This is a genomic window from Sorangium sp. So ce1504 (assembly GCF_051521635.1).
GTDB lineage: Bacteria > Myxococcota_A > Polyangia > Polyangiales > Polyangiaceae > Sorangium > Sorangium cellulosum_B.
Genome location: NZ_CP150365.1, coordinates 2,028,384 through 2,043,415, shown reverse-complemented (window position 1 = coordinate 2,043,415; position 15,032 = coordinate 2,028,384). Strand labels below are relative to the sequence as shown.

Below are 15,032 nucleotides of genomic sequence, written 5' to 3'. Positions count from 1 at the left end.
TGCCGTGGAGACTACCGCCCGATCTGGACGTTCTCAAGGACGCCGAGCGCGTCGGGCACCAGCACCGCGGCGGAGTAATAGGTGCTCACGAGGTACGAGGTAATGGCCTTTCCGTCGGTCTCCATCCTGCGGGCCGAGACACCGGGCTCGATCTCCTCGGGGAGGCCCGTGCGGCGGAGGCCGATGACGCCCTGATGCTCCTGCCCCGTGCGCATGACGAGGATGGAGCTCGTCTTGTCCTCGTTGATGGGGATCTTGTCGCAAGGCAGGATCGGGACGCCGCGCCACGCCGCGACCTGCGTGCCGGAGAGCTCGACGGTGGTCGGGTAGATGCCCCGGCGACTGCACTCCCGGTGGAAGGCGGCGATCGTGCGCGGGTGCGCCAGGAAGAACTGCGACTTGCGGCGCCGGCAGAGGATCTCGTCCATGTCGTCGGGCGTCGGGGGGCCGCTCCGGGGATGGAGGCGCTGCTTCAGGTCGGCGTTGTGCAGGAGGCCGAAGTCACGGTTGTTGATGAGCTCGTGCTCCTGCCGCTCGCGCAGGGCCTGGACGGTCAGGCGGAGCTGCTCCTGGAGCTGATCCATCGGATCATTGAAGAGATCCGAGACACGCGTGTGGAGCCGGAGGATCGCCTGCGCGACGCTGAGCTCGTATTCACGCGGCGCGGTCTCGTAATCGACGAACGTCCCCGGGAGCGCGCGCTCGCCCTTGTGACCGGCGGTGAGGGCGATCGCCGCCTGTCCGAGCTTGTCCTGCGGCTTCTTCAGCCGCTCCTTGAGCGACTCGACGTGCGCGTGGAGCGCCGGGGATCGCGAGATCAGCTCCTCGAAGACGCGCTGCGGGAGCTCGAGCACGATGCACGGCGTGACGGCCCTGACCGAATAGGTCCATACGTCGTTCGATTCGATGACGGACTGATCCCCGAAATGGTCCCCGTCCGCGAGGACGTCGAGGATCGTGTCGGCGCCGTACTTGCCTACGCCGAGCTTCTGGGCCTTTCCGTGCGCGAGCAGGAAGATCGTCTCCGCGGGTCTTCCGCGCTCGGCGATCAGCGCGCCGGGCTTGTACTCTCGCTGGATGAACCGGCTCGCCAGGGTGTCGAGCACGGCGTCGTCCGAGAAGCCTTGCAAGAGCGGTAATTCGCAGAGCTCCTGCGGGATCACCTGCACCTTCGCCCCGACGTTGCCGAAGCTCAACCGCCCGTCGCCGACGGCATAACTCAGGCGGCGGTTCACGCGATACGTGCCGCCCGTGACCTCGATCCAGGGCAAGACCCGCAAGAGCCACCGGGACGTGATCCCCTGCATCTGCGGATGCGACTTGGTCGTCGTCGCGAGCTTTCGCGCCCCCGGTGTCCCGAGGCTCGAACGCTCTACATCGTTCCCGATCCCAGGTATTTCGGCGTTTGCCATGATGTACCTTTCCTTCTGCGCGCTTCGGAGAGCAGAGCGCTCCGCGTATCCCCCGCGTTTGCACGGGGCACACGCGGAGCGCCTACCGCTCGCGGTTCATTCGTGGGCGCGTCCGATCTCGACGCTCTCCAGGACGCCGAGCGCGTCGGGGACCAGCACGGCCGTCGAGTAATAGAGGCTGACGAGGTACGACATGATGGCCTTGTCGTTGATCCCCATGAAGCGCACGTTGAGGCTCGGCTCGACCTCGTCCGGAATGCCGGCGTGGTGCAGGCCGATGACGCCCTGGTTCTTCTCGCCCGCGCGCACGAGCAGGATCGAGGTCGTCCGCGTCTCCGAGACCGGGATCTTGTTGCACGGGAAGATCGGCACTCCGCGCCACGCCGGGACGCGGTGGCCGTTCACCTCGATGCTCTGCGGATAGACGCCGACGCGGCTGCACTCCTGGCCGAACGCCGCGATGGCCCGCGGGGGCGCGAGGAAGAACGACGGCTCCCTCCAGACCGTGGCGAGGAGCTCGTCCATGTCGTCCGGCGTCGGAGGGCCGCTGTGGGTGTGGATGCGCTGCTTCAGGTCGGCGTTGTGCAGGAGGCCGAACTCGCGGTTGTTGATGAGCTCGTGCTCCTGGGTCTCCTTCAGGGCCTCGATGGTCAGGCGCAGCTGCTGCTCCGTCTGGTTCATCGGCTCGTTGAACAGATCCGCGACGCGCGTGTGGATGTGGAGCACGGTCTGCGCCACGCTGAGCTCGTACTCGCGGGGCGAGGTCTCGTAATCGACGAACGTGCCGGGGAGGACGGGCTCGCCGGAGTGGCCCGCCGCGATCTCGATCGCCGCCTCGCCCGTGTTGTCCTGCTTCTTCGCGGCGAGCGCCTTGAAGCTGTCGAGGTGCTTCTTCAGCGACGGGTGCTGGGCGACGAGCTCCTCGAAGGCGTTCTGCTGGAGCGTCAGCACCGTGACCGTCGTGACGGCCTTGGCCGTGAACGTCCAGTAATCCTGCGCCTCCAGGAGCGCCTGGTAGCTGTAATGGTCGCCGTCCGCGAGGACCGCGAGGACCGTCTCATCGCCGTACTTGCCCGCGCCGATCTTGTTGACCTTGCCGTGCGCGATGAGGCAGATGTGATCGGCCTCCTTGCCGCGCTCGGTGATGACGTCGCCGGGCTTGTATTCACGCTGCACGAAGCGGTTCGCCAGCGCGGTGAGGACCTCGACGTCATCGTAACCGCGGAGGAGCGGCAGCTCGCAGAGCTCCTGCGGGATGACCTGGATCTTCGCGCCGGTGTTCGTGAACGTCACCCGCCCGTCGCCCACCGCATAGCTCAGGCGGCGGTTCACGCGGTACACGCCGTTGACGTGCACCCACGGCAGGAGCTTGACCAGCCACCGCGACGAGATGCCCTGCATCTGCGGCGCCGACTTGGTCGTCGTCGCGAGCTGCCTCGCGGCCGCCGTCGCGAGGCTGGTCTGGTGCTGATCGATCGAACCCAGATTACCTGTGATAGACATGAGTCCCTCTTTCCCGGACGGCTAGGGCCGCCCCTGCTTCACCGGCACGGACCGCGCCGTACCCATTGAAAGATCCGCCTTCGCAGCAGGAGCCGCGGCGCCGGCTCTTCCGGCGCCGAAGAAGCTGCTGATACGCGCCGCAGAGGCGCCAAACCCACGCGCGCCATCGATCGCCCGTTCGATCGGCTGGCGCTCGAGCTCCGCGTCCACGTACCGGCTCGTCACGACGTGCCAGTTGAGGACGCCAGCCATGTACAATCGCTGCTTCTCGACGTATCCGAGCACGGCCTCGCGGGCCGCCTTGTCGAGGTCGAATTCGTCGAGGATGCGGGGCAGCTCGGTCGCGACGATGTGCTCGAACTCCAGCACGCGCGCCGTCATCAGGTCATTGACGACCTCCTTGGCCCGCTGCGCGTCGCATTCGAGGAACCGCTCGGCGACCAGCACGAGGTTGCTGAGCTCGCCCTCGAACTCGATCTCCTTGCGGTACGAGTAGAGATCGTTGATCCACCCGCCCACGTCGGCCGTTGTGTTGTCGAGCCCTCGCATCGTCCGCGTCCGGAAGACCGCGGCCGGGACCACATCGCCGAGCGTGAGCTTGGACAGGCTCATCGTGAGATCGGCGCCGAACGTCTTGCGGCGCATCTCGACGTAATCGACCGGATCCGGGATCCGGTTCTGGGTCTGGTTCAGGAGCTCCCAGAGCCAGCTCCCGGTCATGGTCTCGACGCTGCGGCGGAGCCATTGCCGCGAATTCATCGACATGGGGGAAGCCGTACGGATCCAGAGATCCAGCAGGCCGCTCTCCACCGGGTTCTCGGGCGCCGGGGCGCCCGCGCAGTCGAGGGGCATGAACATCGAGAGCCGGGCGTTGAACCGCTTCGCGCCCGCCATGTCCCGCGCCGCGCCGAACACGAGCGGGAAATAATCGTCGCCGTACGTCCCCCACGTCAGCCAGGCCGAGGTCAGGTCGAGCTCGTGCGGGGACGCGTCCGGGTGAATGCCCGCGGCGCAGATGGGGAAATCGAAGCCGATGAGCCTGCGCTCGTCCCAGATCCCGGACCCGAAGACGCCCGGCACCACGTCGAGCATCGCGAACTTTCGGGCCCACTCGACGGTGCTCCGGCGCGCTGCGGCCAGATGCGGGCTCAAGCGGAGCTTGAACGGCATGTAGATCTTCGGGAGCGGCGTCCTGCCCACAGGCCGGAACGGGGCGTGGGTGAGGGTCTTGATCCGCTGCAAACCCAGGGCGGCGGGCGTGAGCCTGATCCGGAACGCCGAGGTGCCGAGCCCCGTCGGCGTCCCGGGGAAATCGGGGACGCCCGCGGATTTGTCCGCGTTTTCGTTCATGTAGCGGCTCGACCGCATGTGCCATTCGTGGCCGCCAGACTGCCAATCCTGCAGCCCCTTCACGTACCTGGCGACGTCGACGGCTTGCGCCGGCGTCAGCCCGTGCTCCACGCAGAGCGCCGGCACCTCGACGAGCGCCGTGTTCTCGAATTGCTGGAGCCGCGACGTCAGGATCTCGTTCGTCAGATCGGCCGCCTTTTGCGTGGGGACGCCGAGGAAACGCTCGAGGACGAGCACGCAGTTGGCGTTCTCCCCTTCGTCCTCGACCTCCCGCTGGTACGAGAACAGGTCATTGCGCAGGTGGACGCCGTCCGCGAACGTGTCGCGCAGGACCTCGAGGGGGCGCGTCGCGGCGACGGCGGCCGGGACCTCGGCGCCCACGGCGATCTCGACGAGGCCCGCGGACCAGGGTGCGCCGCCGACCTTGCGGCGCATCTCGATGTATTCGACCGGGTTCGCGACGCGGTTCTCCTGGATATTGGCGAGCTCCCACATGCATTCGAGCATCAGGTTCTTCGTCGCCTCGAGGAAGCGCTCGCGCCAGTGCACCGAGGTGAGCGGGACGGTCCGCGCCCAGAGGTCCGCGAGCGCGCGCTCGACCACGTTCGTCGGCTCCGGCGGCGTCCCCGTGGGCACGACGGGCATGAAGAGCGGCAGGCGGTCGAGGTACGCCTTGGCGCCGCGCATGTCCTTGGTGCGCTTGAAAATCTCGAGGAAATGGTCGTCGAAGAAGAACACCCAGACATACCAATCCGTGATCAGATTGAGCTCGGGCGCGGGCGCGTCGGGGTGGGTGTACGCGCAGAGCAGCGCGTAGTCGTGCGCGTCGAGGTCGCGCTCGGTCCAGATGGGTTTTCCCTGCGGGTTCTCCTCCAGGATACCCATCTCGTAGGACCAGGCCTTGGTATGCGCGCGAGCACCTTCGAGGTGCGGATTGAGGCGCGCCGGATGCGGCATGTAGAAGTCGGGCAGCGTGAAAGGTTGCATATTCGCTGACTTCTCGCGCGCGACGTCGATAGGGGCGACGTGGCGACCTGAATGTCTTGGCGGTCTGCATTCCGGACGCACCTCGGCCGCTCGCACGCAGACGTGCGACGACGCGTTGATAGGGCTCTTCCGTACAGACCGATCGGGATCGTTCGGACGGGGCGGATCTAGACCAGCCCAGCGCTCCCACCAAATTAATTGATGACGAGCTCCAGACCGCAGGAACTCGACACCTGTTGCTTGGTGCGGAACCGCTCGGGCGCCGCGGCGACCGCTTGAGCCTCGCGGGCGGGCTCAGTCATGTCACGCTCACCAGCCGGGTCGGCTCGGCAGCCTGTGAGCCTCCGACAGCAACCACATTTCAGCCCGCTCGTTCGCGCTCACCGCCCGGTGGTGTGGTGCTTACCCCAGCCTACCAGGATGCTGGAGACCGCCAAGGCGCCACAAGACGCCAAGATTTTTGTGGTCTTCTTGACGTCTTGTAGCGTGTCGGCAATCCTTGGCCGGATTTCTGACACACGAAGCTGGGCTATACCCGCGCCGTCTCCTCGAGCTCCTTGCCGCGCGTCTCCGGGAGGAGCCACAGGATGAGCGCGAGCGCGACCAGCGGGAAGAGCGCCGTCGCGGACACCGCCGGTCCCCAACCGATCTCCTCCGCGGCGAAGCCGACGGCGATCGGAGAGAGCATGTAGCCGATCCGGCCGAGCAGGTTGTTCGACCAGGCGATCGCGTCGCTCCGGAGGTGCGTGGGGAAGAGCTCGGTCATGTAGGCGTTCAGCACGGGGAGCACCCCGCTCGCGCCGAAGATGGCGAAGACCAGCGCGGCCGTGAGCCCGCCCCGCGAGCCCAGCGAGTAAGCGCCGAGCACGCCGGCGGCCGCCAGCACATAGATGATCACCGCGCCCTTGCGGCGGCCCACCACGTCGAGCAGCTTGCCCGAGGCGAAGATGAGCGGCATCGAGACGAGCGCGGCGAACGTGATGCTGCCGCCCACCTCGCCGTCGCTGAGCCCGCGCTCCCGGAGCGCGAACGTCTTCCAGAACGTCACCGCGTTCTGGGTGCAAACGTACGTGAGCCCCCAGATCAAGGCGAGCTGCAGCATCCGCCCGCGGTGCGGCGTGCGCAGGATGCGCGTGAACGGCGGCGTCCCCTCCCCCGCCCGCTCGGCCGCCGCCTGCTCGAACCGCGCTGTCTCGCGCAGGCCGCGCCGCGCGACCGCGATGAGCACGAGCGGGATGCCGCCGACGAGGTACACGCTGCGCCACCCGTACGGCGTCGCGAGGAGCAGCGGCACGACGCCCGCGCACACGATGGATCCGAGGCTCGAGAAGGCCTGGATGACGCCGATCACCATCCCGCGCCGATCGCTCGGGTACTCCTCGGCCGCATACACCATGCTGACCGCCCACTCCCCGAGGAGGAAGATGCGCGCGAGGAGCTGCAAGACGGCAAAGACATAGACGTTCGGCGAGAACGCCGTCAGCACGGAGAAGATCGTATACCCCGCGATGGTGACCGAGAGCACCCGCCGCCGCCCCCACTGGTCGGCCTTGCGCACGAGCAGATACGCGATCATCGTGCCCGAGTTGATGACCCCGACGAGGAGCCCCTCGTGGCGGGGCAAGAGGCCCATCTGCGCGCCGAAGTTGGGCAATATCTGCGTGAGCGCCAGGAAGTCGTAGCCCTCGAAGAACGAGGCCACGCTCAGGAACCAGAACAGCCGCCGCTGGTACGGCGTGAACGGCGTCTTCTGGTGCGGGGCAGCTGTCGTCATATCACCTGTTCCTTCCGAGCGGGCGCTCGTAGACGCGATAACGCCGTTCGAGGCGCTCAGTACCCTGCGAGCCGCTTCAGCCGGAAATAGAGGGGCGTGGGGCTGCCCTCGTGCTTCTCTTTGAGCGGTCCGCTCATGAGCGGCAGGTACATCACGCGCCGCTGGCTGGCGTCGCCCGTGGCCGTGGCCTGCGCGACGCGGTGCCAGATGCGGCCGTCGTGGATCGTGAGGTCCCCCGCCGCGGCCTCGAGCGCGAACTCGTCCGGATCGGGCCGGTGGTCGAGGAAATAGGCCTTGCGGGTCATCATCTCGAAGAGGCCTTGTCGGTGAGAGGACGGGATCAGCCGCACGCCGCCCTTCGAGAGGGGCGAGTCGTCGAGATAGAAGCCGACGTTCAGGTAACGGCGCGGCTTCTCGAGATAGAAGAGGTCGCGCAGGCTGTCGGTGTGCCAGCCGAGGCGCCGGTGCGTCGACCCCTCCTCGTTGCGGTAATGGTTGATCACGAGCCCGTCGCGCTCCCGCGCGCCGATCCGGTACCCCGGCCCGGCCACATCGAGGATGGCGCCGAAGCGAGGGTCGCGCAGGAAGGCGCGGAGGCGCTCGCCGAAGAGCGACGCGAACACCATGCGCTGGATGTAACGGGAGCCGTCCTTCCGCGTGCCGAAGAGGAGCGGGACGCCGTTGATGTGCGCCCTGCCCTCCCCGACGAGCCGCCGGTCCACGGCCTCGACCTCCTCGACGAGCGAGCGCACCGCGCCGCGACCTTCGAACCCGCGGAAGCGGATGAACCCGTGCTCGTCGAGGAAGCCCCGCTGCTCGGCCGTGAGCGCGCCGCCGAGCTCGAAATCCGGCAGCCGGATACGGTGGTTCGCCGGAGGCAGGCCGGCGCTCGCGGGCGTGGCGGCAGCTGGCTGCGTGTCGCGCGGGGCGGTCACGTGACGTCTCCTGGCCAGCTCCCTAGCGCAGACGGGCCGCGGCGGGAACAGCGGCCGCAGGGAGCGCGCCCGCCAGCGCGGAATCTGCACCGCTGCGCACGCCTTGCGGCCGCGTGGGCCGGGCCGCAAGGCGTCCCGCGTCGCCCTTCGCGCCGAGTGGGCTCGTCCCCGCCGCCGGGCCGTCGATCGTCGCTCCGGCCGAGACGTAGCGGCACCTGCTTTGCAAAGCGGCGGGTCGAGGATCGAGAGTCGATGAACCGGTCCGGCGATAGATGACCCACGAGCAAGATTCCATGACGGAAGGGCAACGGCGAGATGAACCGCCGGAGCCGCCGGCGCGCGAGCGAGCGCGCGGCGGGCCCGGCTCCACGGGGGCCTTGCTCCTCGCGCTCTGCGTCGCGCTCGGCGTGGCCGCCGGGCTCGGCGGGTACACCTTCGTTTATGCGAAGGGGGCCTCGTACCTGGGGAGCGATCCGTCGGCGTGCGCCAACTGCCACATCATGAACGAGCAGTTCGCCGGGTGGCAGCGCTCCAGCCACCGGGCCGTGGCAGGGTGCAACGACTGTCACGCGCCGCACACGTTCCTGGGGAAATATACCACGAAGGCGTCGAACGGGTTCTGGCACTCGTTCGCCTTCACCTCGGGCCGCTTCCCGGACCCGATCCGGATCAAGCCCAGCAATCTACGCATCACGGAGGAGGCCTGTCGCGGGTGCCACGGCGACGTCGTGGATGCGATCGACAGCGAGCACCACGGCGCCGCGAGGCTCTCGTGCGTGCGCTGCCATGAATCGGTGGGCCACCTGCACTGAGGGGCGCCCGCTGCACGAGGGATGGAATCGATGACGGAGCCGAAGGACGAAGGATCCACGCAGAAGAGCGAGCGCACCGGCAAGCGGCCGGCGCGCTGGCGCTACCTGCCGCTCGCGGCGCTCGCCGCGGCGGCGGCGACCGCCGGGATCGCCGCGCTGCTGGTGAACATCTTCGAGCACAAGCAGGAGGCGAAGAGCCCGTTCTATCGCGTCGTCGAGCTTGACGACACGATAGACGACCCGGCCGTCTGGGGGAAGAACTTCCCCCTCCAGTACGACGGCTACCGGCGCACGGTCGACCAGAAGCGCACGCGCTTCGGCGGGAGCGAGGCGGTGCCGCGCACGCCGACGGACGCCGATCCGCGCAGCGTGGTCGCGCAATCGAAGCTCGAGGAGGACGGGCGGCTGAAGACGATGTGGGCCGGCTACGCCTTCGCGCGGGACTTCCGGGAGGAGCGCGGGCACGCCCACATGCTCGAGGATCAGGTGTACACCGAGCGGCAGATCGCGGCGAAGCAGCCGGGCACCTGCATTCACTGCCATGCGTCCGTGTACGTGCCGTACAAGAAGCTCGGCGGCGGCGACCTGATGCGGGGGTGGGAGGCGATGAACCAGATGCCCTTCCCCGAGGCGCGCAAGCTGGTGACGCACCCGGTCTCGTGCATCGATTGCCATGACCCGGAGTCGATGCAGCTCCGGGTGACGCGGCCGGGGTTCATCGAGGGGATCCGCGCGCTCAAGGCGTCGATGGGTGAGGCCGATTACGACGTCAACACGATGGCCACGCGCCAGGAGATGCGCTCGTACGTCTGCGGCCAGTGCCACGTGGAGTACTACTTCAAGGGCCCGGAGAAGCGGCTCGTGTACCCGTGGGCGAAGGGCCTCAAGGTCGACGAGATCTACGCCTACTACGAGGAGAGCGGCCACTCGGACTGGACGCACGCGGAGTCGGGCGCGAAGGTGCTGAAGGCGCAGCACCCGGAGTTCGAGATGTGGAATCAGGGCGTCCACGCGCGCTCCGGCGTGGCCTGCGCCGACTGCCACATGCCCTACCAGCGGGTCGGCGCGACGAAGATCAGCGATCACCACGTGCAGAGCCCGCTCCTCAACGTGAACCGCGCGTGCCAGACGTGCCACAAGTGGCCCGAGGACGAGCTCCGGCAGCGCGTGGAGACGATCCAGTCGCGCCATTTCGAGGCGCGCAACCGGGCGATGGACGCGGTGACCGCGCTCATCAGCGACATCCGCCGGGCGAAGGAGGCCGGGATGGCCGAAGAGGCGCTCGCGGGGCCTCGCGCGGCGCAGCGGAAATGTCAGTTCTTCGTCGACTTCGCCGAGGCGGAGAACTCGTCCGGCTTCCACGCGCCGCAGGAGGCGATGCGCATCCTCGCGTCCGCCATCGATACCTGCCGGCGAGGGCAGCTCTCGCTGCGAGACGGAACCCCGCCCGAAGAGTAACCCGAGCCAACGTTCACGTTTACGTAAACGTAAACGTAAACGTCCACGACCACATAAACGTTGGGATATAGGAGAACGCGGCGCGAAGATTGGAGTGCCGGACAGCGGACCGCGCGTCTGCGCGAACAGGCCGAGCGGCCTCGTCATCACTCACGGACTGACGAGCTGGACCATGACTCCAGAGCTCCGATGGAGCGGTCATGTGTCCCTCATTGCATTTGACGCGGCTCGATCCAAAGCTCGACTCATCGCGAGATAGTGCTTGGATAATTCGTTTGAGATCCGTACGGTGTCGCCGAAAGGGGAAGACGCCATGACAACCTGCCGCAATCGTTCGAGCGCCGTCGCCGCGCTGTGTGCCGCCTTTGCGCTCGTCTCGACGTCGTGCGCGTCCGGAGATCCGGGCGCGCCGGCGGCCGGAGAGATCCACGTTTCGCACGTGGGCAAGGATACGGTCAGCACGTTCCTGAACCGGCTCGCGACAGAGACTGGCCAGGTCGTCGTGACCCGCGCCAGCGTCGATGACGCCTGGCAGAGCGTCACTCTGAGAGAAGAGCGCGGGGCCTCGCTCTACCTCGTGGAGGGGCCGCTGCCCAGCGCGGCGCTCCCGGGCGAGCGCGCGCGCGTCGGCGGGATCGCCGCCGTCGCCGTCCCGACGGGCCGCGACCCCCATGACTGGCTCGGCTCGCACCGCCTTCACGCGGAGCCGATCGGGGCGCACGAGGTGGCCCTGTCGCGCGCTCCGGGAGCACAGGGGACCCGCGCTCCGGCCGGGACGCGCGCGCGGCTCGACGGCGACGCCGCCGAGCTGCCCGAGCTCCACATCGACGCCGCGTTCCTCGAGGCGCGGCTCAAGGAGCTCTCCGGCGCCGCGCCCGTGACCGTCGGCGGCCGCTCGACGGTCATCCGCGAGCGCGGCTCCGAGGACGGACGCGCGCTCGCCCGCGGCTGGATGCGCCAGCAATTCGAGGCGATCGGGTTCACCGTCGAGGAGCACGCCTATCAGAGCGGCTGGAGCCGGGGCGTCAACCTGACGGCGGACAGGCCCGGCGCCGATCCGTCGCGCGTCCTCATCCTCTCGGCGCACTACGACTCCATGAGCAACGCCGGCGCCGACGACGACGGCTCAGGCATCGTGTCGTCGCTCGCCATCGCCCGCGCGCTGAAGGACGCGAAGCTGAGCATCGGGCTCCGCGTCGTCGCCTTCGATCAAGAGGAGGACGGCCTCCTCGGCTCACGGGCCTACGCGAGCAAGCTCTACCGGAACGGGCAGATGGATCAGGTGGTCGGCGTCCTGGATCTGGAGATGACAGGCTACGACTCCAACGACGACGGGCACTATCACGTCATCCACTGCAACGAGAACACGTCGTCCGATCTGGCCGCGCTGGTCGAGGAGGCCGCGTCGCACGGCGAGCTCGGGCTGACCCGGGTGGACGCCTGCACGAACCGCAGCGATCACTCGGCGTTCTGGCGCTACGGGGCGCCGGCCGTGGCCATATCGCAGGACTTCTTCGGCGACGACGGCAACCCCTGTTACCACCAGCGCTGCGACCGCGTCGATCAGCTCAACTGGGACTACATGCGGCGGCTGACCGAGGCCGCCGGGCGCGCGGCGGTGAAGCTCCTGATGAAGTGATTCGAGCGATCTCGGCGCGCCCTGCGGCGCTACTCTGCCCGCCTCGCCTTCGTCTTCTTCTCTGGCCTGGTCAGCTCGCTGATGGCGGCGGCCAGCGACTGGAAGATCGAGATGTCGTGCAGCTCGATCCCGAGGCCGACCATGCCCTGCGCCATCCTGGGCCCGACGCCGACGAGGCTCACGCGCGCGCCGAGCAGCCGGGTCGCCTGCGCCGTCTGCACCAGCGCCGCCGCGGTCGCCTCGTCGACATACGGCACGCCGGTGACGTCGAGCAGCACCCACCGCGCCCCCTCCCGCGCGACGCCAGAGAGCGCGGCCTCCATGATCTGCTGCGCCCTCGTGGCGTCGATCGCGCCTATCAGCGAGACGAGCAGAACCCCGGGCAGCAGCGGGATGACGGGACAGCCGAGCTCCCGCACCGTGCTCGCCAGCGCGCGCTCGCGCTCGTAGGCGGCCGCCAGCATGTCGCGCTCCGCGTGCAGCGTGGCCTCCATGTCATGGTGCTCGAACGCGGCGATCAGGAGCGACACCCACATGGCCAGCGGATGGAGGTTGTCCACGAAGCTCTCCAGGTGCAGCCCTCCCAGCACCAGAGTCCCCCAGTCGCGCGTCGCGCTCACGAGCGGGATCAGCAGGAGATAGCCGCCCGGCTCGTCCGGCAAGGCAGCCGCGCGCAGGGCGGGCGGCGGAAAGTGGGGGGCCGGATAACGGTGCCCCACGAGCGCGGTCAAGGCCGTATCGCTCGGGTACACGGAGTGGACGAGGAACTCCGGCTCGGCCGAGCCCGACGCATCCGCCCAGAGCGCGACGCACCCGACGCCGACGGAGGTCTGCGCCAGCCACTCCAGGCGCTCCTCGGTCCAGGCGTGCTTCGAGGCGAGGAGCCTGCTCATGTGCACCTTGGCGCGGACCAGCCGCTCGAGGCTCCTCACGTTCCGCCGCTCCCACGCAGCGAGGGCCCGCTGCTGCGCGAGCCGCACGCGGTCGAGGAACGTCTCCAGCCGGCGCGCGGCCTCCGGCTCCGGCGCGCCGGCGAGCCGCCGCGCGGCGGTCTGCTCGACGAGCTTCACCACCGCGAGCAGGACCTCGATCTTGTCGTTTTGCGTGACCCCGGCGGCGAAAGCGCGCTGGAGCGTCCCCACGTCCAGCGGCTCCTCCCCGGCGAGCGCCGCGCCGAGGCCCTGCGCGATCACCTCCGCCTCGGGCCAGCCGAGGGGCGCGTCGCCGGACGGCGAGCGCCCCGACCCATCCAGGAGGAGGCTCATCTGCCGGGAAAGCGCGTGCTGCCAGCCGCCCTCCGGCGCCTCGATCGCTGGCGCGACCGGCGCGGCGTTCCACGCGGCGTGGCCGCTTCCGCACGAGCGACGCACCACCAGCTCGGTCGGGCCGCGGGTCACGGGCTCACGAGGGGGGAGGCCGTCGAGCAAGTCGATGAGCCGCTCGACGGCCGTGCTCCCGAGGAGCGCCGGGTCCTGCCGAACCGTGGTGAGCGGCGGATCGCAGTGCTGGGCGGCGTTGATGTCGTCGAACCCCACCACGGCGATGTCCTCGGGCACGCGGTAGCCGTTTGCCCGGATCGCGTTGATGGCGCCAATCGCCATCTCGTCGTTGCCCGCCACGAGCGCGGTACAGAACTTGCCATTGCGCGCGAGCAGCTCGTGGAAGCGCTGCTCGGTATACAAGATCGCACACTCGTGAAACTCGGAGAGCAGGTTGAGGTCGGCCTCGAGCCCGCGCGCGCGCATCGCCTGATCGAATGCCCTGCCCCGCTCGTGGAAATCGTCCGACCCCGTCATGCCGATGTAAGCGATCCGACGATGTCCGAGCCGGATGAGGTGATCGACGAGCACGTGAATCGAATCGTGGTTCTCCGCACGGACGACCGGGCAGCGCGTCCCGAGCGGGGGCGCGCAGAAGATGACACCCGGCTTCCCATCGGAGAGCAGCTCCTCCAGGCCGTCGATGTTGTACATCGCGATCCAGCCGGCCACCTGGCGAAGCGCCACGCCGCGCTCGAAGACGCGCCGAGGCGTCGCGTAGATGAGGAGGAGCTCGTAGCCCCGGGCTCGCGCGGCGCGGTGCATGCCTCGAAAGGCCGTGGCGTTGAAGGAATTGTCGAGGAAGACCGACGCGACGCCGATCACCTTCGATGTGCGCTGATCGACAGGCCCAGTCTTCATCCCGGTCGCGTTCGCCCCCTCATCCCCCGGGCGAGCCTATCACCGTCCTCGCTGAAACGACTCAAGAACTTCGCGCGTGGGCCAGCCGCCGCTCGATCCTGTGTGATGCGATGGGTGCGCGCATGTAAACAATCCTGAGCGGCTGCTTCCGCCGAGGTTCACGCGCGGCGCCGGTCGCGCAGGACGGCCGGGCGAGCACCTTTCTCAGGGCGGCAGACCGCGGGCGCGGTCAGTTGCCTTGAGCGCGCCCGACGGGGAGCGCCGGGCCGACGCAGCCGCAGCCGCACGCGTCGGAGAATTGCTCCTCTCCCGGCGCGCAGATGAAGTCGACGAGGTGGCAGTACTCCGGATCGTGAGAGACGTAGCGGACGTCCGGATCCGCGGCGTCAGGGCAGGTCTCCGGCGCGGGGCCGACGCAGCCACAGCCGCACTCGCTGGAGAAGAGCTTCTCGGGCGGTGAGCAATCGAAGTCGATGCGGGCGCACTCGTTCGGATCGTGAGAGACGTAACGGACGCCTGGATCGCCCTCGTTCGGGCACGTGGGCTCCCCGTCGATGCAGCCGCAGCCGCACCCTGGTTGGGTCATCAGCCGCTGTCCCTCCGCGCAGACGAAGTCGATGAGCGCGCACTCGTCCGGATCTTGAGAGACGTAGTGGACGCCCGGATCGCTCGGATCCGGGCACGCGGGGGGCGGCTCCTCGTCGATGCAGCCGCAGCCGCACCCGGGCTCGGTCATCAGCCGCTGTCCCTCCGCGCAGACGAAGTCGATGAGCGCGCACTCGTCCGGATCTTGAGAGACGTAGTGGACGCCCGGATCGCTCGGATCCGGGCACGCCCCGCCGCCGCCGCCCGTGGGAGGGTCACAGCCGAGCAGTCCGACGATCGAAGAGGCCGCAAGAAGCAACAAGGCACAGACTCGCATGTTGGTCTCCGTATCTTTCTCGTGTGGGTTGGGAGATGCACCTCCCCCTCGAGGCCCGTC

General features: G+C 68.6%; 10 protein-coding genes. 3 read left to right on the top strand and 7 right to left on the bottom strand.

Translation table 11 applies throughout. The features are described 5' to 3' along the window. Nucleotides 1-11: 11 nt before the first annotated feature. From WMF39_RS07830 to WMF39_RS07810, 5 genes are all read right to left on the bottom strand, one after another. The gene (locus tag WMF39_RS07830; protein WP_437744925.1) at nucleotides 12-1,412 is read right to left on the bottom strand and encodes a family 2B encapsulin nanocompartment shell protein; all 1,401 of its coding nucleotides are present in this window, start codon (nucleotides 1,410-1,412) and stop codon (nucleotides 12-14) included. Nucleotides 1,413-1,508: 96 nt separating this feature from the next. Beyond that, nucleotides 1,509-2,915 carry a family 2B encapsulin nanocompartment shell protein gene (locus tag WMF39_RS07825; RefSeq protein WP_437744924.1) on the bottom strand — a complete coding sequence of 469 codons (1,407 nt, stop codon included), beginning with the start codon at nucleotides 2,913-2,915 and terminating at the stop codon, nucleotides 1,509-1,511. A gap of 21 nt (nucleotides 2,916-2,936) precedes the next feature. Continuing rightward, nucleotides 2,937-5,252 (bottom strand): family 2 encapsulin nanocompartment cargo protein terpene cyclase, encoded by a 2,316-nt coding sequence (locus WMF39_RS07820; protein WP_437744923.1) that lies wholly within the window; start codon nucleotides 5,250-5,252, stop codon nucleotides 2,937-2,939. A 529-nt stretch (nucleotides 5,253-5,781) separates the two neighbouring features. Continuing rightward, a complete protein-coding gene (locus tag WMF39_RS07815; RefSeq protein ID WP_437744922.1) occupies nucleotides 5,782-7,026 on the bottom strand; it encodes an MFS transporter in 1,245 nt (414 codons plus the stop codon). A gap of 56 nt (nucleotides 7,027-7,082) precedes the next feature. Next, nucleotides 7,083-7,961 (bottom strand): phytanoyl-CoA dioxygenase family protein, encoded by an 879-nt coding sequence (locus WMF39_RS07810; protein WP_437744921.1) that lies wholly within the window; start codon nucleotides 7,959-7,961, stop codon nucleotides 7,083-7,085. A 293-nt stretch (nucleotides 7,962-8,254) separates the two neighbouring features. Here WMF39_RS07810 and nrfH point away from each other — a divergent pair, with 293 nt between their 5' ends. The 3 genes from nrfH (at nucleotide 8,255) to WMF39_RS07795 (ending at nucleotide 11,870) form a co-directional block, all read left to right on the top strand. Continuing rightward, nucleotides 8,255-8,773 carry a cytochrome c nitrite reductase small subunit gene (gene nrfH / locus WMF39_RS07805; RefSeq protein ID WP_437744920.1) on the top strand — a complete coding sequence of 173 codons (519 nt, stop codon included), beginning with the start codon at nucleotides 8,255-8,257 and terminating at the stop codon, nucleotides 8,771-8,773. A 30-nt stretch (nucleotides 8,774-8,803) separates the two neighbouring features. Continuing rightward, complete coding sequence (locus tag WMF39_RS07800) at nucleotides 8,804-10,231, top strand: ammonia-forming cytochrome c nitrite reductase subunit c552 (RefSeq protein WP_437744919.1); 1,428 nt, start codon at nucleotides 8,804-8,806, stop codon at nucleotides 10,229-10,231. A 313-nt stretch (nucleotides 10,232-10,544) separates the two neighbouring features. Then, on the top strand, nucleotides 10,545-11,870 hold the full coding sequence (locus WMF39_RS07795) for a M28 family metallopeptidase (protein WP_437744918.1): 1,326 nt from the start codon (nucleotides 10,545-10,547) through the stop codon (nucleotides 11,868-11,870). Nucleotides 11,871-11,899: 29 nt separating this feature from the next. On the opposite strand, the gene WMF39_RS07790 is transcribed toward WMF39_RS07795, so the two are convergent. Together WMF39_RS07790 and WMF39_RS07785 are read right to left on the bottom strand one after the other, a co-directional pair. Then, nucleotides 11,900-14,050, bottom strand: coding sequence for a substrate-binding domain-containing protein (locus WMF39_RS07790; RefSeq protein WP_437744917.1), 2,151 nt, complete (start codon nucleotides 14,048-14,050; stop codon nucleotides 11,900-11,902). A gap of 229 nt (nucleotides 14,051-14,279) precedes the next feature. After that, nucleotides 14,280-14,972, bottom strand: a complete 693-nt coding sequence (locus WMF39_RS07785) for a hypothetical protein (RefSeq protein ID WP_437744916.1) — start codon at nucleotides 14,970-14,972, stop codon at nucleotides 14,280-14,282. Between the last annotated feature and the right edge of the window lie 60 nt (nucleotides 14,973-15,032).

What these genes read in the sequence shown, in the direction of transcription:
- WMF39_RS07830 (WP_437744925.1), bottom strand. Translation starts at nt 1,412, where the DNA reads ATGGCAAACGCCGAAATACCTGGGATCGGGAACGATGTAGAGCGTTCG.
- WMF39_RS07825 (WP_437744924.1), bottom strand. Translation starts at nt 2,915, where the DNA reads ATGTCTATCACAGGTAATCTGGGTTCGATCGATCAGCACCAGACCAGC.
- WMF39_RS07820 (WP_437744923.1), bottom strand. Translation starts at nt 5,252, where the DNA reads ATGCAACCTTTCACGCTGCCCGACTTCTACATGCCGCATCCGGCGCGC.
- WMF39_RS07815 (WP_437744922.1), bottom strand. Translation starts at nt 7,026, where the DNA reads ATGACGACAGCTGCCCCGCACCAGAAGACGCCGTTCACGCCGTACCAG.
- nrfH (WP_437744920.1), top strand. Translation starts at nt 8,255, where the DNA reads ATGACGGAAGGGCAACGGCGAGATGAACCGCCGGAGCCGCCGGCGCGC.
- WMF39_RS07800 (WP_437744919.1), top strand. Translation starts at nt 8,804, where the DNA reads ATGACGGAGCCGAAGGACGAAGGATCCACGCAGAAGAGCGAGCGCACC.
- WMF39_RS07795 (WP_437744918.1), top strand. Translation starts at nt 10,545, where the DNA reads ATGACAACCTGCCGCAATCGTTCGAGCGCCGTCGCCGCGCTGTGTGCC.
- WMF39_RS07790 (WP_437744917.1), bottom strand. Translation starts at nt 14,050, where the DNA reads ATGAAGACTGGGCCTGTCGATCAGCGCACATCGAAGGTGATCGGCGTC.
- WMF39_RS07785 (WP_437744916.1), bottom strand. Translation starts at nt 14,972, where the DNA reads ATGCGAGTCTGTGCCTTGTTGCTTCTTGCGGCCTCTTCGATCGTCGGA.